This is a genomic window from Bacillus alkalicellulosilyticus, from assembly GCF_002019795.1.
GTDB classification, from domain to species: Bacteria; Bacillota; Bacilli; order Bacillales; family Bacillaceae_F; genus Bacillus_AO; species Bacillus_AO alkalicellulosilyticum.
The window spans coordinates 1,798,954-1,817,986 of the sequence record NZ_KV917381.1; the positions used below are offsets into that span (position 1 = coordinate 1,798,954).

Annotated in this window: 22 protein-coding genes; all 22 read left to right on the forward strand. The window is 39.0% G+C overall.

Going from position 1 to position 19,033, the window contains the following annotated elements; all coding sequences use genetic code 11:
* The first annotated feature begins 35 nt into the window (after positions 1–35).
* On the forward strand, positions 36–497 hold the full coding sequence (fur, locus tag BK585_RS09165; RefSeq protein WP_078553153.1) for a ferric iron uptake transcriptional regulator: 462 nt from the start codon (positions 36–38) through the stop codon (positions 495–497).
* 241 nt (positions 498–738) lie between these two features.
* Positions 739–972, forward strand: coding sequence for a YqzK family protein (locus BK585_RS09170; protein ID WP_078553154.1), 234 nt, complete (start codon positions 739–741; stop codon positions 970–972).
* A gap of 18 nt (positions 973–990) precedes the next feature.
* On the forward strand, positions 991–1,881 hold the full coding sequence (xerD, locus tag BK585_RS09175) for a site-specific tyrosine recombinase XerD (RefSeq protein ID WP_078553155.1): 891 nt from the start codon (positions 991–993) through the stop codon (positions 1,879–1,881).
* Between the two features lie 367 nt (positions 1,882–2,248).
* Positions 2,249–3,436 carry a phosphopentomutase gene (gene deoB, locus BK585_RS09180; protein WP_078553156.1) on the forward strand — a complete coding sequence of 396 codons (1,188 nt, stop codon included), beginning with the start codon at positions 2,249–2,251 and terminating at the stop codon, positions 3,434–3,436.
* A 14-nt stretch (positions 3,437–3,450) separates the two neighbouring features.
* Positions 3,451–4,266, forward strand: a complete 816-nt coding sequence (locus BK585_RS09185; RefSeq protein WP_078553157.1) for a purine-nucleoside phosphorylase — start codon at positions 3,451–3,453, stop codon at positions 4,264–4,266.
* Between the two features lie 14 nt (positions 4,267–4,280).
* The gene (locus BK585_RS09190) at positions 4,281–5,099 is read left to right on the forward strand and encodes a purine-nucleoside phosphorylase (protein ID WP_078553158.1); all 819 of its coding nucleotides are present in this window, start codon (positions 4,281–4,283) and stop codon (positions 5,097–5,099) included.
* A 15-nt stretch (positions 5,100–5,114) separates the two neighbouring features.
* Positions 5,115–6,416 (forward strand): pyrimidine-nucleoside phosphorylase, encoded by a 1,302-nt coding sequence (locus BK585_RS09195; protein ID WP_139367531.1) that lies wholly within the window; start codon positions 5,115–5,117, stop codon positions 6,414–6,416.
* A 302-nt stretch (positions 6,417–6,718) separates the two neighbouring features.
* Entirely contained in the window at positions 6,719–7,876 is a 1,158-nt protein-coding gene (locus BK585_RS09200) for a D-alanyl-D-alanine carboxypeptidase family protein (RefSeq protein WP_078553159.1), read from the forward strand.
* Between the two features lie 173 nt (positions 7,877–8,049).
* Positions 8,050–8,400 (forward strand): anti-sigma F factor antagonist, encoded by a 351-nt coding sequence (gene spoIIAA / locus BK585_RS09205; protein WP_078553160.1) that lies wholly within the window; start codon positions 8,050–8,052, stop codon positions 8,398–8,400.
* Between the two features lie 2 nt (positions 8,401–8,402).
* Positions 8,403–8,843 (forward strand): anti-sigma F factor, encoded by a 441-nt coding sequence (gene spoIIAB, locus BK585_RS09210; RefSeq protein WP_078556721.1) that lies wholly within the window; start codon positions 8,403–8,405, stop codon positions 8,841–8,843.
* Between the two features lie 12 nt (positions 8,844–8,855).
* Positions 8,856–9,611 (forward strand): RNA polymerase sporulation sigma factor SigF, encoded by a 756-nt coding sequence (gene sigF, locus BK585_RS09215; RefSeq protein WP_078553161.1) that lies wholly within the window; start codon positions 8,856–8,858, stop codon positions 9,609–9,611.
* 242 nt (positions 9,612–9,853) lie between these two features.
* Positions 9,854–10,495 (forward strand): stage V sporulation protein AA, encoded by a 642-nt coding sequence (locus tag BK585_RS09220; RefSeq protein ID WP_078553162.1) that lies wholly within the window; start codon positions 9,854–9,856, stop codon positions 10,493–10,495.
* Positions 10,485–10,907 carry a stage V sporulation protein AB gene (locus tag BK585_RS09225; RefSeq protein ID WP_078553163.1) on the forward strand — a complete coding sequence of 141 codons (423 nt, stop codon included), beginning with the start codon at positions 10,485–10,487 and terminating at the stop codon, positions 10,905–10,907. Before BK585_RS09220 ends, BK585_RS09225 begins: the two co-directional genes overlap by 11 nt.
* A 21-nt stretch (positions 10,908–10,928) precedes the next feature.
* Positions 10,929–11,390, forward strand: a complete 462-nt coding sequence (gene spoVAC / locus BK585_RS09230; RefSeq protein ID WP_078553164.1) for a stage V sporulation protein AC — start codon at positions 10,929–10,931, stop codon at positions 11,388–11,390.
* Between the two features lie 14 nt (positions 11,391–11,404).
* Positions 11,405–12,421: a stage V sporulation protein AD gene (gene spoVAD / locus BK585_RS09235; protein ID WP_078553165.1), complete on the forward strand. Its 1,017-nt coding sequence runs from the start codon at positions 11,405–11,407 to the stop codon at positions 12,419–12,421.
* Positions 12,421–12,771, forward strand: coding sequence for a stage V sporulation protein AE (gene spoVAE, locus BK585_RS09240; protein ID WP_078556722.1), 351 nt, complete (start codon positions 12,421–12,423; stop codon positions 12,769–12,771). Before spoVAD ends, spoVAE begins: the two co-directional genes overlap by 1 nt.
* Positions 12,772–12,775: 4 nt before the next feature.
* On the forward strand, positions 12,776–13,357 hold the full coding sequence (gene spoVAEA, locus BK585_RS09245; protein WP_078553166.1) for a stage V sporulation protein SpoVABEA: 582 nt from the start codon (positions 12,776–12,778) through the stop codon (positions 13,355–13,357).
* A complete protein-coding gene (locus BK585_RS09250) occupies positions 13,338–14,834 on the forward strand; it encodes a spore germination protein (RefSeq protein ID WP_078553167.1) in 1,497 nt (498 codons plus the stop codon). The genes spoVAEA and BK585_RS09250 overlap by 20 nt, the downstream gene beginning before the upstream one ends.
* A 224-nt stretch (positions 14,835–15,058) precedes the next feature.
* The gene (lysA, locus tag BK585_RS09255; protein ID WP_078553168.1) at positions 15,059–16,384 is read left to right on the forward strand and encodes a diaminopimelate decarboxylase; all 1,326 of its coding nucleotides are present in this window, start codon (positions 15,059–15,061) and stop codon (positions 16,382–16,384) included.
* Positions 16,385–16,554: 170 nt separating this feature from the next.
* Positions 16,555–17,700, forward strand: coding sequence for a serine hydrolase domain-containing protein (locus tag BK585_RS09260; RefSeq protein ID WP_078553169.1), 1,146 nt, complete (start codon positions 16,555–16,557; stop codon positions 17,698–17,700).
* Positions 17,701–17,857: 157 nt separating this feature from the next.
* Entirely contained in the window at positions 17,858–18,427 is a 570-nt protein-coding gene (locus BK585_RS09265) for a DUF4352 domain-containing protein (protein WP_078553170.1), read from the forward strand.
* A gap of 89 nt (positions 18,428–18,516) precedes the next feature.
* On the forward strand, positions 18,517–18,951 hold the full coding sequence (locus BK585_RS09270) for a peptidylprolyl isomerase (RefSeq protein ID WP_078553171.1): 435 nt from the start codon (positions 18,517–18,519) through the stop codon (positions 18,949–18,951).
* The last annotated feature ends 82 nt before the right edge of the window (positions 18,952–19,033 follow it).

The following is a 19,033-nucleotide window of genomic DNA, read 5'->3' on the forward strand; positions in this document are numbered from 1 at the left end:
AAATGCAGGGAATAGTTGAGGGAGGCGCATTATCCATGGAAAATCGAATTGAGCGCATCAAAAAACAATTGCACTCACAAAGCTACAAGCTTACCCCGCAACGAGAAGCGACGGTTCGAGTCCTTTTAGAGCATGAAGAAGACCATCTTAGTGCCGAGGACGTCTACCTCCTTGTCAAAGAGAAAGCACCAGAAATAGGGTTAGCCACAGTTTATCGTACATTAGAATTATTAACCGAATTAAAAGTAGTAGATAAAATAAATTTCGGCGATGGTGTTGCGCGTTATGACCTTCGACAAGAAGGAGCAGAGCATTTTCATCATCATTTAGTTTGTGTAGAATGTGGAGCCGTGGATGAAATCCAAGAAGACTTGCTTGGGGATGTAGAGAAAATCGTGGAAAGTGATTGGAACTTTAAGATTAAGGACCATAGACTCACATTTCATGGGATTTGTCATCGATGTCATCCAACTGAAGAAGAGGAAAAAGAAGAGTAAGAGAAAAGGTGTCCAATGGACGCTTTTTTGCGTTATAGGGGATTTTATTTGTAAGTAAACGAAGAAGAGTAACGGCTTTGCCCATCGCAAAATAAAAAGCTGGCCGTGCCGTCTTTGATATATATAGGAAGATTTAGGGTGAATTCAAGAAAAATGATAGGATTTTAGGTATAAACTAGACCAATTTTGGCATACCTTGTACTAAAGGATACTGGACGGAACATTTGTGGAGGTATGTGAGATGAAATCGTGGCTAGCGCTAGTAGGAAACACTATTAAAGTATTTGTCATATTTATGGGATGCACTCTTATATTTTATTATGGTATTCTATGGGTAAGCAAAGAATACGAGAGCTATCACCGATATGATGAACCAAAAGGGCGTGCAATTAAAGTGATTCAAATGGAAGAACGTGAATCTAGTTATCCTGAATGGGTGGAACGCCTTATGTTTTTCTATCATTTTGGTGAATAGCAACAGGGAGCGATTGACATGCAAGAGCTTGTCGCTGATTTTATCCATTATGTAGTAGTGGAGCGGGGTCTGGCAGATAATACGATTCAGTCTTATCGAAGAGACCTACAACAATATACGAAATACCAAAAAGAAGTAGAGGTTAACTCTCATATAGACGAGATTGACAGAACATGTATTTTGAACTACTTATATTTTTTGAAAGACCAAGGAAAAGCAGACACAACAATTGCTAGAAACATAGCTTCGATTCGTGCCTTTCATCAGTTTTTATTAAGGGAAAAAAAGGCGGATAAAGACCCAACAGTACATATTGAAATCCCGAAGTCGGCGAAAAGACTTCCTAAAGTTCTTTCTACTGAAGAAGTTGAAGCGTTGTTAGAAGTCCCGCATGGTACTGATCCATTCTCCATTCGTAATAAAGCGATGCTAGAGTTATTATATGCGACCGGAATGCGTGTTTCAGAGCTTTGTCAGCTAGAGTTACAAGATGTTCATATGACGATGGGATTTATTCGTTGTATTGGAAAAGGAAACAAAGAGCGAATCATCCCGCTTGGATCGTTAGCCAATCAAAGTATGAAGGTCTATCTCGAAAATGCACGACCAAGAATGTTAAAAAAACGTAGTCATCAAAAAGTATTTGTAAATCATATTGGCAATCCGTTATCACGCCAAGGGTTTTGGAAAATACTTAAAGCATTAGCGAAAAAAGCAAAAATAGAAAAAGAACTTACGCCACATACGTTAAGACATTCTTTCGCGACACATCTGTTAGAAAATGGAGCGGACCTACGTGCTGTTCAAGAAATGCTTGGACATGCTGATATATCGACAACACAAATTTATACACATGTGACAAAAACACGTCTCAAAGACGTATACGCCCAGTTTCATCCTAGGGCGTAATTTTTTTCATTATATCAGAAAGTATAGAATTATTAGTTGTTCATAGATGCCATGCTGGATGACTCAGGGATAAGAAATAGACCGCTTTGGAAGCCACTGAAAAAGTACAAATCAACTTTTTCAATGCCTTTGATTATGGTTGCAATGGCTCCACTCGTTGCCCGCCCGCCTGCTACGAGAAACCCACTCGTAGCAGGCTTTAAAGAAATGCAACGGTTACGCACATTGCATCGAGGGCACTGTAAAAGTTAAAAACCGAACTTTTTCAGTGCCCTCACCGCTATGCGGTTTTGCTTATTACAACAATTGTATATTACTTCCTGTAGGAACAGGGTATAGTAAAAGTAGACATTGAAATTGAGGAGGAATGTTTGTGAGTAGCTATCGATTTAAACGTGTCTTTTTAATTGTAATGGACTCTGTTGGAATTGGAGAGGCTCCAGATGCAGCCGCATTTAATGATGTGGGTGCTGATACATTAGGACATATTGCACAACATATGGATGGTTTACATATGCCAACAATTGCAAAGTTAGGGTTAAGCCACATTCGAGAAATAAAAGGCATTACTAAGGTGGATAACCCAATGGCTCATTTCGGTAAAATGGCAGAAGCTTCTCAGGGGAAAGATACGATGACAGGACACTGGGAGCTTATGGGCTTACATATCACAGAGCCATTCCGTACGTTCCCTGAAGGGTTTCCGCTACAGTTAATAGAAGAACTTGAGTCATTTTCAGGACGAAAAGTAATTGGTAATAAAGTAGCAAGTGGAACGGAAATACTAGATGAGTTAGGTGGACAACACGTTGATACAGGTGCAATCATTGTATATACTTCAGCGGATTCAGTTTTACAAATAGCGGCTCATGAAGATGTTGTACCGATAGATGAACTCTATCAAATTTGCAAAAAAGCACGGGAACTAACGTTAGACCCTCCTTACATGATTGGTCGAATTATTGCGAGGCCGTTTGTAGGAAAAGATGGAAAATGGGAGAGGACGGCGAATCGACATGACTATGCCTTAAAGCCATTTGAACGTACTGTTATGAATGAATTAAAGGACGCTCAATTTGATTCGTTAGCCATTGGTAAAATCAGTGATATATATGATGGAGAAGGGATAACACAAGCGATTCGAACTACGTCAAATGATGATGGAATGGATAAAATCGTAATAACAGCTGATCAGTCTTTTACCGGTTTAAGCTTTTTAAATCTCGTTGATTTTGATGCTAAGTTTGGTCATCGTCGTGACCCGCAAGGCTACGGTGAAGCGTTAGAAGCGTTTGATAGTCAACTCCCCGATTTACTTGAGAAACTAAATGACGATGATTTGTTACTTATCACGGCTGACCATGGAAATGACCCGATTCATCCAGGAACAGATCATACCCGAGAGTATGTTCCGCTTCTTGCTTATCATAAAGGGATAACGCAAGGGAATGATTTAGGAGTGCGAACGACATTTGCAGATGTTGGAGCCACGATTGCAGATAATTTTAATGTGAAGATGCCGAAATTTGGAACTAGTTTTTTATCACAATTATAAGGAGTGTCATATTGATGGATAGACAGCAATTAAACGAAACGGTCTCGTATATTAATGGAAAAATATCAGAAAAACCAACGATAGGTTTTATATTAGGGTCTGGTTTAGGAGTGTTAGCGGACGAAATTGAAAATCCAACAGCTATTCCATATGAAGAAATCCCACAATTTCCAGTCTCAACGGTAGAAGGTCATGCAGGACAGTTAGTTTTTGGTCAGCTCCAAGGCAAGCCTGTTGTGGCGATGCAAGGTCGTTTTCATTACTATGAAGGCTACTCACTTGATAAAGTCACTTATCCGGTTCGTGTAATGAAGGAGTTAGGTGTAGAAATACTGATTGTCACCAATGCAGCTGGAGGAGTGAATGAATCTTTCGAAGCAGGCAACTTAATGATTATTACCGACCATATAAACCAAATGAATACAAATCCGCTTATAGGCGCAAATGATAATTCGTTTGGTGTTCGCTTTCCAGATATGTCGAGCGCTTATTCGCTCCGCCTACGTGATAAAGCAAAGAAAGTCGCTTCTGACTTAAACATAAAAGTTCAAGAAGGGGTTTATGTAGGATTAACGGGACCAACCTATGAGACGCCAGCTGAGATTCGAATGATGAGAATTCTTGGGGGAGATGCGGTAGGAATGTCGACCGTTCCAGAAGTTATCGTCGCTCGTCATGGGGGAATTGAAGTGCTTGGCATTTCATGTATTTCAAATATGGCTGCGGGAATATTAGATCAACCTCTTTCACATGATGAAGTGATGGAAACGACTGAAAAAGTAAAAGAAGATTTTCTCTCATTAATAAAAAATGTCGTTAAAGAGATATAAGGGAGTGCGATAATATGGATTTAAATAAAATAAAAGAGTCAGTACAGTTTATTGAAAATAAAATAAAAGTTCAACCATACATAGGGTTAATTCTAGGGTCAGGTCTAGGGGAATTAGCCGATGAGATTGAAGATTCGGTTAAAATCCCTTATGAGGAAATTCCGAATTTTCCGGTATCAACAGTAGAAGGCCATGCTGGGCAATTGGTCATTGGTACTCTTCAAGGAAAAGCAGTCGTTGCCATGCAAGGGAGATTTCATTATTATGAAGGGTATTCAATGAAAGAAGTCACATTCCCAGTTCGTGTGATGAAACAAATGGGTGTAGATATTCTTCTTGTCACGAATGCGTGTGGTGGAATGAACAAAGCATTTTCTCCAGGAGATTTAATGCTAATTGAAGACCATTTAAATTTAACAGGAGCTAATCCATTAATTGGTCCAAATGATTCAAAGCTTGGACCGCGTTTTCCCGATATGAGTCATGCGTATACACCTGAACTTCGAGCCATTGTCGAACATGTAGCTGCTAAGCTAGATATCCCAATCCAAAAGGGCGTGTACGCAGGAATTAGTGGCCCAACGTATATGACGGCCGCTGAATTGATTATGTTACGAAAACTAGGTGGAGATGTCGTCGGTATGTCCACGGTTCCAGAAGTAATTGTTGCGCGTCATGGTGGAATGAGAGTCATAGGAATATCATGTGTCACCGATATGGCCATTGGAGAAGAACTAGAAGGAATCACTCATGAAGAAGTAATGGAAGTAGCAAATCGGACTAAACCGAGATTTATCAAGCTTGTACAAGAAATCATTGCGACAGTTGAATAATAAGGTGGTATGATTATGCGAATGGTAGATATTATCGAAAAAAAACGTGATGGAGCTCCTTTGTCAGAGCAGGAAATCCAGTTTGTTGTTAAGGGATATACATCTGGTGACATTCCTGATTATCAAATGTCTGCCTTTGCAATGGCAGTCTTTTTTCAAGATATGACGACAGACGAACGGGCTGCACTTACGATGGCAATGGTTGAATCAGGAGACCAAATTGACCTATCAAAAATTAATGGAAAGAAAGTCGATAAGCATTCGACCGGTGGTGTTGGAGATAAGACGACGATCGCATTAGCGCCTTTGGTGGCGGCTGTTGGGGTTCCTGTTGCAAAAATGTCTGGTCGCGGATTAGGTCATACAGGGGGAACGATTGACAAGCTTGAATCGATACCAGGATTTACAGTGGAAATAACGAATGACCGATTTATGGAACTCGTCAATGAAAATAAGCTCGCGGTCGTTGGGCAATCAGGAAATCTAGCACCAGCCGATAAAAAGTTATACGGACTACGCGATGTGACAGCTACTGTTAATTCAATACCTTTAATCGCAAGTTCGATTATGAGCAAAAAAATTGCTTCAGGAGCAGATGCAATTGTTCTCGACGTAAAAACAGGGACAGGTGCGTTTATGAAGGAACTTGACCAATCGATAATACTTGCAAAAGCAATGGTTGACATCGGAAACTCACTAGGAAGAAAAACGATAGCCATTATTTCTGATATGAATCAACCTTTAGGTTATTCGGTTGGAAATTCACTTGAAGTGATGGAAGCGATTGATTTACTTCGTGGACAGGGACCTGAGGATTTGCGTGAATTGTGTTTATCTCTCGGTAGTGAAATGGTTGTATTAGCTGATAAAGCAAGCTCCGTCAAGGATGCTCGTACTTTGTTAGAAGATGCGATTGCTTCAGGTGCCGCGATTGAAAAGTTAAAAACATTTATTGAAGCACAAGGAGGAGACTCTCGAATCGTCGACGATTATTCCATACTCCCACAAGCCCAATATGAGATTAATGTGGAAGCCGATGAATCGGGCTATGTCGCTGGCATCGTAGCAGATAAAATCGGAAAAGCGGCTATGGTTCTTGGAGCAGGACGAGCAACAAAGGATGCTCAAATAGACCTAGGGGTAGGCATTACCTTGAAAAAGAAAATAGGTGAGGCAGTTTCAGTCGGAGATACGATCGCTGTCCTTCATGCCAATTCAGAAAATGTCGACCAAGTGATTAACATGGTTCAAGGATCCTACACGATTACAGAAGAACAACCACAAAAAAGACCGTTGTTATATGAAACGATTTCATAAGCTAATTGTAATGGCTTAGAGGCTGGAACAAAAGGAAAAACCTTTTGTTCTAGCCTCTTTTTTAAGGTGAATACTTCTTCAACTGAAGAAACTAGTTTAAAAGGGTAGAAAAAAAGAGTTACTCTACCGAAACGAGATGAATGGCACCAAATCGGTAACGAAAAATAAAGGAATAAATTAACATAACATACACCCCTGGAAAAGTAATAATTCCATAAATCTTTAATGTATTTCATAAATTTCGTATAAAAGTTGAGAAATTGGAAAAAATTTAACTAAAAAACTGTGGAGGTAAGACTACTATGAGGGCAATCATCGCTAGTTTAATGAGTTTTTTCGTAATTTTTTCTGGATTTAGTACATACGTTTCAGCTACTGAAGGGGCAAATCTTGCACCAAATTCTTTTTCAGCCATCATTATTGAAAGAGATACTGGAACGGTATTATTCGAAAAAGAAAGTAAAAAAGAGCTACCTCCAGCAAGTATGACTAAGATTATGACGATGCTTTTAATTATGGAGGCCATCGATACGGGGAAAATTAAATATGACGATATGGTAAGAACGAGTGAAAAAGCAGCATCCATGGGAGGTTCACAAGTTTTCCTTGAACCTGGCGAAGAAATGTCTGTAGAGGATATGTTAAAAGCAATTGCGGTTGCATCAGGAAATGATGCATCAGTGGCAATGGCAGAACACATTGCAGGTTCTGAAGAAGAGTTTGTCAGAATGATGAATGAAAAAGCGAAGGAACTTGGGCTTACAAACACACATTTTTTAAATACAAATGGATTACCAGCCAAAGATCATTATACGTCAGCTTATGATTTAGCCATGATGTCAAAAGAGCTCTTGAAATACGAAGAAATCACCAGGTTTACAGGGATTTATGAAGACTACCTCCGTCAAAATACAGAAGATGAATTTTGGCTAGTCAATACAAATAAATTAGTTAAATTTTATCCTGGGGTTGACGGACTTAAGACTGGTTATACAAGTGAAGCGAAATATGGACTTACGGCTACCGCAAAAAAGAATGGCATGAGAATTATTGCTGTTGTCATGGGTGCGCCTTCACCAAAGGAAAGAAACAAACAAATTACAGAGATGCTCGATTACTCGTTTAGCCAATTTATGACGCATGCCCTTTATGAAAGAGACCATGTAATTGCTGAGGTAAAAGTAAGTAAAGGAAGTCAAAGTAAAGTTCCTGTTGTTACATCTGAATCTGTCTCAGTCTTAACGAAAAAAGGCGAGTCCATTGATGATGTCGAGGAAAAATTAACATTTACTACGGATCTTCAGGCACCTGTCAAAAAAGGAGATGTTGTTGGTTCATTAGTGATTGAAAAAGAAGGAAAAGTACTAGTAGAGACAACTTTAGTTGCTGGTGAGGATGTAGAAAGTGCATCTTGGTGGAGATTGTTTAAACGAACACTTGGGAAATTTTCAGGAATGTAATCTTTGTAAAAAATGACGAACACCATGAAAATATCCACTACTTTTCGCAGATTTTCACTAGTTTTGTCATAGGGCAGGATTAGGGAGTAGACATCTAGAAATTCTCACTACAGGAAAATGGGGCATGATTATTTATTTACATGCCCCTTACTATCTTTGAGGGAGTGAGATTGTTGAGTTTACTAATTAATCTTGAACAAAAAGGAACGGTGTTGCTCGTTCGACTTGAAGGTGAATTAGATCACCATACAGCAGAGCAGTTACGCCAACAGGTGGAAGAACGCTTTGAACAATTCGAGCTAAAACATATTGTTTTAAATCTAGAAAACTTGTCATTTATGGATAGTTCAGGTCTTGGTGTCATTTTAGGCCGCTATAAACAAGTGAAAAACATTGGTGGGGAAATGGTTGTTTGTGCAATTTCTCCGGCAGTTAAGCGGTTATTTGAAATGTCAGGGTTGTTCAAAATCATCCGTCTAGAAGAAAGCGAGCAATTTGCACTACAGACGCTGGGGGTGGCCTAATGATGAAAAATAGTATGGAAATGAAATTTTCAGCACTAAGTCAAAATGAGTCATTCGCCCGTGTTACAGTAGGTGCATTTGTTGCCCAATTGGATCCGACAATGGATGAATTAACAGAAATTAAAACGGTAGTTTCTGAGGCTGTGACGAATGCAATTATTCATGGTTATCACAATCAACCAGAAGGTATGGTGTACATTTCTGTTGTCCTAGAGAACGATACGGTCGAGTTAACGATTAAGGACGAAGGTGTAGGAATTGATAACGTAGATGAAGCAAGACAACCATTGTATACAACTAAACCAGAATTAGAGCGTTCGGGTATGGGCTTTACGATTATGGAAAATTTTATGGATGAAATCTCGGTTTCAACAGAACCGATGATGGGAACAACTGTGTACTTAAAAAAGCATCTGTCTAAAAGTAAAGCGATGTGTAATTAAGGGGTTCTGTTTATGGATGTGGAGGTAAAGCAGGAAAACAATGATGCATACTTAAAGGATAATGAAGTCAAGAAGCTCATTGAAAAAAGTCAGGCAGGGGACCAGGATGCCAGGGATACGATTGTTAATCGGAATACCAGACTTGTATGGTCAGTTGTCCAACGTTTCTTAAACAGAGGGTATGAGCCTGATGACTTATTTCAAATTGGTTGTATCGGTTTGATTAAATCTATTGATAAATTCGACCTTTCTTATGATGTGAAGTTCTCGACATATGCGGTACCTATGATAATTGGAGAAATTCAACGTTTTCTTCGTGACGATGGAACGGTTAAGGTCAGTCGTTCGATAAAGGAACTAGGAAATAAAATTCGGAAAATGAAAGACGAGCTGTCCAAAACACTTGGACGGGTTCCTACTGTAAATGAAATTGCTGAAAAGCTAGAAATTACACCAGAGGAAGTCGTTTTTGCTGGAGAAGCAAGTCGCTCTCTTACATCAATTCATGAGACCGTTTATGAAAACGATGGAGATCCGATTACTCTTCTAGACCAAATTGCTGATAGTTCGGAAACCAAGTGGTTTGAAAAAATTGCATTAAAGGAAGCGATTCGTCATTTAGACGAGCGCGAACGTCTAATTGTCTATTTACGGTACTATAAAGATCAAACTCAATCAGAGGTAGCCAATCGCTTGGGAATCTCCCAAGTACAAGTATCGAGACTTGAAAAGAAAATATTGGATCAGATTAAAGAGCAGATGGAGTAATCCATTTGTTCTTTTTTTGCGCAGGGAATGGGTCCGCATATCGCTTTTAGCAATTATCAAATTTCCGTTTTTCTTATTATTGTTTATTCTTCTTCATTTCAACCATGTTATTAAAAAAATAATTTTTAGTAATTGTTGGTAAAACTTCGTAAAAGAATGAACATAAGAAAATCAATCCATACTAAAGAAAAAGTAACACGAGTAGATGTGTTTGATTCTCCATGGCAAAGGGGGAGGAAACAATGGGGCAGAGTCAATCGATTTACATTAGAATGAGACACCATGTGCGGGTGAACCTCGGACAGAATGTCACGGTCGGAGATGTGGCTCAAGTCATTGCAGAGCCTTCTCTAAAAAAAGAAATTGACAAATTGATTATTCATCGAGTGAAAAGGGAGGACAAAAATTTTATCATCATCGATGTGATGGCAGTTATTGAAACAATAACCACGTCATCACTTCATGTTTCCGGAGACATTCAATCGTTGGGAAATGCACAATCGATTTTAGAGGTTGAAATGAAGCAACGGAAACTAACACCGATTTTATTTTGTTTAATCTGGTTACTGTTATTTTTTGGTGCAGCTTTAGCAATCATGAACTTTCATGAAGATGTAAGCATGAGAGAAGTCCATCAGCGAATTTTCAAAGTAGTCACAGGAAATGAGTCAGCAAAGCCATTATTGTTGCAAATCCCTTATTCCATTGGTTTAGGTTTAGGGATGATTTTATTTTTTAACCATGTTTTTAAAAAGCGAATTAATGAAGAACCAAGTCCTTTGGAAGTGGAAATGTTTAAGTATCAACAGGATTTAAACCAATACCTTATCATCCACGAAAACAAAGAAAACAAAGAAAGCGAAAAAAAATCGGATGGTGATTGAAGCGGTTCTGTCAATTTTTATTGGACTTGGTGGAGGACTTGCGGTGGGCGGCGGTTTCGTTGCATTTCTATCTGTATTAGGAATTGTTCCTCGTTTGACCCAACTATCGAAAACTCAAAAGTATATTGCCATTTATGAATGGAGTGTTGTCTTAGGAGCGTTAACGGGAGCAACCGCTAGTTTGAATGATTTAGAACTTCATCTAACGGAATGGCTTTTACTTCCGATCGGCTTAGCTTGTGGGATGTTTGTAGGAATGTTAGCTGCTGCATTAACAGAAGTGTTAAATGTCTTGCCGATTCTTTCTAAACGTATAGGAGTCCAAGAAAAGATAGTGATTTTATTAATGGCAATAGTGTTAGGTAAAATGTTTGGCTCATTGTTCCACTGGGTTTATTTTGTGGACCACTAGGTGAAAGGAGAACAGCTAGAGATGGAAGACCAGAAGAAAAAACAAAAGCAATATCTAAAAAAGATAAAGCCTTTACAGCCCAAACGACCGATTTTTAAAAATGGCATAAAGGCATATGTCATCGGTGGGATTATTTGTGCCATTGGCCAAGGAATATCGAACTTTTACCTTTTTACATTTGATTTAACAGAAAGAACAGTCATTAGTCCAACGATTGCCACGCTGATCCTCATCGCAGCGCTTTTAACAGGCTTTGGGGTTTATGACCGCTTAGGGCAATTTGCTGGTGCTGGTGCATTGGTTCCGGTGACAGGGTTCTCGAACGCGATGACGAGCGCGGCCCTTGAACATAAAAGTGAAGGTCTTGTATTTGGAATTGGTTCAAATATGTTTAAAATAGCGGGGGCCGTTATTGTATTTGGCGTTGTATCGGCTTATCTTGTTGGTCTTACCAGGTTACTCGTACAAACGTTAATAAATTAAAGGGGGCAAGCTTTGTGAAGCGCAAGGGGAAGCAAACCTGGAAGTTTTCTGAAGGTGTTTTTATTGCTTCAAGTGCTACAGCGGTTGGCCCATTAGAAGCAAAAGGACCTTTACATGAAAGCTATGATAAAACATATAGCAAACTGTATTGTGAAGAATCCAATTGGGAGTTAGCCGAACGACGCCTTCTAACTGATGCCATTGAAGAAACGTTGAAAAAAGACCATAAAAAGCAAAAGGAAATTGACTTTCTTTTGGCCGGAGATTTATTAAATCAAAATGTGACATCAAACTATGTAGCTAGGCAGCAGCAAATTCCTTTCATAGGAATGTTCGCTGCATGTTCGACCATAACTGAAACACTGGCATTAGGATCTGTCCTTATTGATGGAGGTTATGCCGAAAATGTCATCTGTGCCACGAGTAGCCATAATGCTACAGCGGAGAGACAATTTCGGTTTCCGACTGAATTTGGGGGCCAAAAACCAGACTCATCCACATTTACAGTCACAGGTGCAGGCGCAGCCCTTTTAACGAACCGTCCTTCACCGATAAAAATTACGTACGCTACTGTTGGCAAGGTGATTGACTTAGGAGTCAAAGACCCTTTTAATATGGGATCAGCTATGGCTCCGGCCGCTTTTGATACGATTACTACTCACCTTGAGGAGACAAAGCAAGATATATCTGATTTTGACATTATCGTCACGGGCGATTTATCAAGAATAGGTACTATTGTATTGCGAGAATTGTTCAAGGAGAAAAGGATTGACATTTCTCATAAGCACCATGATTGTGGAGTGATGATTTATAGTCCTGACCAGCCTGTATTTGCTGGTGGTAGTGGCTGTGCATGTCCAGCAGTCGTTACATTTGGTCATTTGTTTTCTGAAATGAAAAAAGGAAAAATAAAAAAAATGTTAGTTGTCGCAACGGGAGCATTGTTAAGCCCTACAATGATGCAACAAAAAGAAACCATACCATGCATCGCGCATGGTATCGTTTTTGAAGCAGGGGTGATGGAAACATGATGGAATATTTCATTGCGTTTGCTGTAGGCGGTGCGATTTGCCTTTTGGGACAACTTCTATTAGATGTCTTTAAGCTGACGCCTACCCATATGATGAGTACTCTTGTGGTCATTGGAGCTTTGTTGGATGGCTTCCACTTATATGATCGCTTAATAGACTTTGCAGGGGCAGGAGCTACTGTTCCAATTACAAGCTTTGGACACTCGCTTGTTCATGGTGCGATGTCTGAAGCGGACCGCTATGGCTTTTTAGGAGTTGGGATGGGAATTTTTGAGGTGACATCTGTAGGTATTTCTACCTCGATTTTATTTGGATTCTTAGTAGCGATAGTATTTAAACCTAGGGGGTGATGAGATGAGAGACAAAAAACGCGTCATTTTAATTACGGATGGGGACGACCATGCGAGAAAAGCAGTTGAAATTGTAGCTAAGCAAATTGGTGGTCGTTGCATTTCAAGTTCTGCAGGGAACCCTACAAGATTAACTGGAAATGAACTGATTTCTCTCATACACAAAGCACCACATGACCCTGTACTGGTGATGTTTGACGATTGTGGTTTTCATGAAAAAGGCCAGGGTGAAGAAGCAATGAGAATTGTTGCGAATGAAAAAACAATAGAAGTTATTGGAGCAATTGCTGTGGCCTCTTCTACGCATTCCCACGAATGGACCAAAGTCGATATCAGTATCGATCGTACTGGGAAATTAACAGAATTTGGAGTGGACAAATATGGGTTACCAGACCTAGAAGTAGGAAGAATAGATGGCGACACCGTTTATATCTTGGATGAGTTAAATATTCCTTTCATTGTTGGCATAGGAGATGTCGGTAAAATGGCAGGACAGGATATTGTGGAAAAAGGCGCTCCCATAACGAAAAAAGCGGTTGAACTTATTCTAGAAAGGAGCAGAACCAATGGAAGCAAATATTCCTAAGCATGCGAATAAAATGTCTGTTTCCTCCAATATCACAGAAAACGCAAAGAATTTAAAAACTAGACTCGGAATGGACAAAAGCTTTGATGTCTGTCAGCGTAAACTCAAAATATTGGAAAAGGAAGTTCATATCTATTTTGTGAATGGATTAACAGACACGCAATTTATGATTGAGCAATTAAAAGGGCTCATGCAACTCGATGATACTGAAAAAAGAAAAGACTTAAATGTGATTTCGATTAAGGAAAAAATTCAAAATCATTTAGTTCATGTCCAAGTGGATCCTATTAAATCGTTGGACGAAGTTATTTTCTTTATGCTTTCAGGGTTAATGGCTGTCTTTATTGAAGGTGAAGATGAGGCATTGATGATTGATGTTCGTTCATACCCTTCAAGAGGACCTGATGAGCCTGATACAGAAAGAGTGGTCCGCGGAGCTCGTGACGGTTATACCGAAAATATTATTGTTAATACCGGATTAACAAGAAGACGAATTCGAGATGAGAGACTTCGTCATGAAATTATGCAAGTCGGCCAGCGTTCTCAAACGGACATATGCATGTCCTATATTGATGGAATTGCAGACCCGACGCTCGTAGAAATTATTCGTAAAGAGATTGTTTCGATTGATATTGATGGATTAACAATGGCGGATAAAGTCGTTGAAGAATTCATTGTAAAACAAGGATTTAACCCATTTCCAATGGTTCGCTATACAGAGCGACCAGATGTTGCAGCAACCCATTTACTAGAGGGGCACATTATCGTATTTGTCGATGGTTCACCAAGTGTGATTATTACCCCAACTACGATTTTTCATCATGTTCAACATGCTGAAGAATATCGCCAGGCCCCAGCAATCGGGACATTTTTACGCTGGGTAAGATACAGTGGGATGCTCATTGCTTTATTTATTTTACCACTCTGGTTACTAATGGTCATGCAACCTAGTTTATTGCCAGAGATGCTTGAGTTTATTGGTCCAAATGATACAAATAATGTTCCGATTTTCGCGCAGATTATTCTTGCTGAAATTGGAATTGAGCTATTGCGAATGGCCGCCATTCATACACCATCACCATTAGCAACAGCTCTCGGCTTAGTTGCAGCCCTTTTAATAGGGGATATCGCGATAACGGTTGGTTTGTTTACACCAGAGGTTATATTGTATGTAGCCTTAGGGGCAATTGGAACCTTTGCTACACCAAGTTATGAGCTAGGGATAGCTTTAAAAATCATGAGAATATTGTTACTTACTGTAGTAGCTATTTTTAAACTTCCAGGCTTCGTAATTGGTACAACATTATTAATTTTATTTCTTGCCAATATCCGTTCGTTTAATAAACCGTACTTATGGCCGTTTTTACCACTTGACCCACAGGCGATGTGGAATATTTTAGTTCGCGTTGCTGTCCCTTCAGTTAAACGAAGACCAAGGATTACTAATCCAGGTGATCCAATCAAACAAGGTGAATAATCTAGTTGATACACCATGAATGATGTGGTAAAGTTAACTATGATATTCTTCATAACAAAATGAAGAAGGAGACATGTGAGGCAGAATGATAATTCATCTGCCGCTGCCTATTGCAGGATTATCTGTAATGAGGTTACTCTTGCTTTTAATGAAAGCAGCTAGTGTAACGACATTAGCTGCTTTTTCTATATGATTTAGAACTTTGTATGAGGAGAGAGAAACAGATGCATTTACATGGAACTAGTAAAATAAATGATCGCGGTCATCTTGAAATTGGGGGAGTCGATTCCGTTGAATTGGCTAAAAAATACGGTACGCCTGTTTTTGTTTATGATGTTGCTTTAATGAGACAGAGAGCGTATGACTTTAAACAAGCTTTCCAAGACCTAGGTATAACGGCTCAGGTAGCGTATGCTAGTAAGGCGTTTAGCTGTGTAGCGATGGTGCAACTTGCGAATGAGCTTGGTTTAAGCTTAGATGTTGTGTCAGGTGGGGAACTTCATACGGCAATGGTCGCAGGATTTCCGATGGAACGAGTTCATTTCCATGGGAATAACAAAAGTTATCAGGAGATGGAAATGGCTGTCGAAGCTGGAATCGGTTGTTTTGTCGTAGACAATTTTTATGAGTTAGAGCAGTTAGAACAACTTAGCAAAAAACATGGTACAATCGTATCGATTTTACTGCGAACCACGCCTGGCGTAGAAGCGCATACACATGAGTATATTTCAACGGGTCAAGAAGATTCAAAGTTCGGATTTGATTTAATTAGTGGTCAAGTTGACCGTGCGATTCAAATCTCAGAAGCATCATCACATGTCAACTTACTTGGATTACATTGTCATATTGGTTCTCAAATTTTTGAAACAAGAGGGTTTGTGTTAGCAGTTGAAAAAATCTTTTCTTTTATTCAAAAGTGGAAAAAAGAACTTGGATTTGTGCCGACCGTGTTAAACCTTGGTGGCGGATTTGGTATCAGGTATGTGGAAGGAGATACCCCGTTACCTGCAGCGGATTACATTAAAGCAACTGTCGCTGCGGTGAAACAACAAGCTGAACTGTTAGAAGTGGACATTCCTGAAATCTGGATTGAGCCAGGCCGTTCTATTGTCGGTGATGCAGGAACAACCCTATATACGCTTGGTTCACAAAAAGAAATTCCTAATGTACGCCATTACTTATCTGTAGATGGAGGAATGACTGATAACTTGCGCCCAGCTCTTTATCAAGCGGAGTATGAAGGTGTTCTTGCGAATCGTGCGACCGAAGAAGCAACAGAGAAATTCTCAATTGCAGGAAAATGCTGTGAAAGTGGAGATATGCTTATCTGGGATTTACCACTACCAAAAGCAAATCATGAAGATATCTTAGCTGTGTTTTGTACAGGAGCTTATGGATACTCGATGGCAAACAACTATAACCGTATTCCACGTCCACCAGTAGTATTTGTTGAAGATGGTGAAGATACACTCGTTGTGAATAGAGAAACATACGAAGATATAGTTCGTCTTGATTTACCGCTACTGGTAAAGACGAAAGAAACGATATAGGTAAAGAAATAGTAGTAGAAGAGGGTGAGACAAAGGGTTGTTTTATTAACCTTTTGTCTCGCCCTCGTTTTTTGCTTTGGTTAGACGCTATTAAGGAATGAAAAACATTGCTATTCTTTTGTAATCGTTTGAATTTCTTTTACATGAATTAAAATAGGGACAGAAGTAACATGACTGTTTTGAAGTCACTTCACTATAATAAAGAAATATTTATTGTAGAATTGGCGGTGATGTTCGTGAACAAAGGAAGTTTTATCTTTCTGTTTCTCATCCTTTTGGTAGGTTGTACATCAAAAGATAGTAGTAGTAAAGCCAATGAATTTTATTATCCATCTCAGGAATGGGAAACAAAACAGCCAGAGGATGTAGGTTTGAATGAGACTGAATTAATGAAACTAAACGAGAGGATATCCTTCTTTAATATTCACTCCATGGTAATGGTGAAGGATGGATATATCGTTCATGAATATCAACAAGTGAATAACGATATGAATGTTTACCCTGTATTTTCAGTAACGAAAAGCATGATTTCTGCACTAGTCGGTCTGGCAATAGATAAAGAGTACATAGATGATGTGAATCAACCGATTGTCCCTTATTTCTCATATTTCAATGGTGAGATTGATAATATAAAAAAAGAACAAATTACGATCGAGCATTTACTGAATATGACAAGTGGACTTGACTATCCAGAGATGCAGGAAGGAACAAACTTACCACAGCAAATGGCTCAAAGCTCAGATTGGGCAAACTTTGTGTTAGAAAGAGAATTACTTCATGACCCAGGGACTTTTTATAATTATAGCTCTGGAAATTCGCATTTATTATCAAGAATCATAGCATTTGCTACCGAAAGTAATACACGAGACTTTGCTTCTGACTATTTATTTGAGGTTATTGGAATGGAAAACGTCATTTGGAGTGGGAGTTGGAGCGAAGATAATCTTGGAATAGCAAACGGTGGCTTTGGGATAAAAACTAGTGCTCGAGACTTGGCGCGATTTGGTTATTTATATTTACGAGATGGCGTTTGGAAAGGTGAACAAATTATTTCAAGCGAGTGGATTAAGAAATCAACAGAAGAGCATATTTATGTTGACCCATTCCATGGAGGATACGGTTTTCAGTGGTTTGTAAAGGCAATTGGAGGATACGATGCTTATTACGCCATAGGGTTTGGCGGGAATTACGTGATTGTCATCCCAGAACTAGAAATGGTCGTTAGTTTCGTAAGTTCGTTGCCAGGGCATGAGATTTTTGTGCCCTATCAAATGATTTCTGATTACCTTATGTTAGAAAAACAAAAAGAACAATAGATAATAAGTAGTTATTTTTAGGTAATAAAAAATCTACATAGTATAAAAATCCTGTTTTTGTAAAAGTTAGGAAAAACTATTGAAAGACAAGCCTATTTAAAGGTAACTTATAAAAGTATATTTTTGTTAGTAAACTTCTAAATGGGATTGTGGTGTAATGATAAAGGTAGGGAAAATCGCTGCGCTAGTTTTATTGTTTTTATTTATTGTAGGTTGCAGTACGGAGAAAATGATTGGCGGAGTGACACAAATTAATAATGAACAGGCAAGCGAGAATGAAGAGGATGGCATACCTGACCAAGTTGACCTTGAACTTGGTGACACAGGTATACTTGAGGATACAATTGGTAGCTATCAAATTACGATTCATTCAATCTCATTTGCCCAAGAGCTAGAAGGAAAGAAGCCATCACTAGACTATTTTTTTTCAGTAGAAGTAACTGTGGAGAATATCGGTTCTAGTGATTTAACAGCAGATGAACCCATTAGTGTCTTACAGGTAACAGCTGACTTAGAAGAAACGGGTACATTTGATATCTCTTCTCAATTTTCCGACATAACAAAACTAAGAGGTATGTTACATCCGGGACAAGAAAAGAGAGGGACGATTGTATTTGACGTTGAAGAAGCTGAACACTATTTTATAAGTGTACGAAGTGGATTTCTATCATCAGGTGCAGTGAAAAATCAAACGGTTTGGAACATTCAAAATGAAAACCTTAAATAAACACAAAAAGATTTAAACAGTCATAAACTTTCGATTTATGACTGTTTTATGATATTATGGGAAAGATCTTATTAAAGGAGGTTATACATATGAAAAAAGGAAGTATTACTTTTGAGAATGGCGAAAAAATTGTCATTGAATTTTTTCCAGAAGAAGCACCTGGAACTGTTGAGAATTTTGAAAAGCTAGCAAACGAGGGCTTTTATAACGGGTTAACATTCCATCGTGTTATCCCAGGATTCGTTGCACAAGGTGGATGTCCAACTGGAAATGGGACAGGTGGTCCTGGCTACTCCATTAAGTGTGAAACAGCTGGGAATCCACATAAACACGAGCGTGGTTCATTATCGATGGCCCATGCAGGAAAAGACACTGGTGGAAGTCAATTCTTCATCGTGTTTGAAGCACAACCACATTTAGATGGTGTACATACTGTTTTCGGTAAAGTAATTGAAGGTATGGATTCTGTTGACCGTATTCGCCCAAATGACATTATGTCAGAAGTGAAGGTTTGGGACGAATAGGATTTAAAAGGTAGGGTGTATCCAAAGGTTAAAATTAACCTAGGAGCATCCTATTTTTTTATTGACAGGGGAGCGTTCCTAT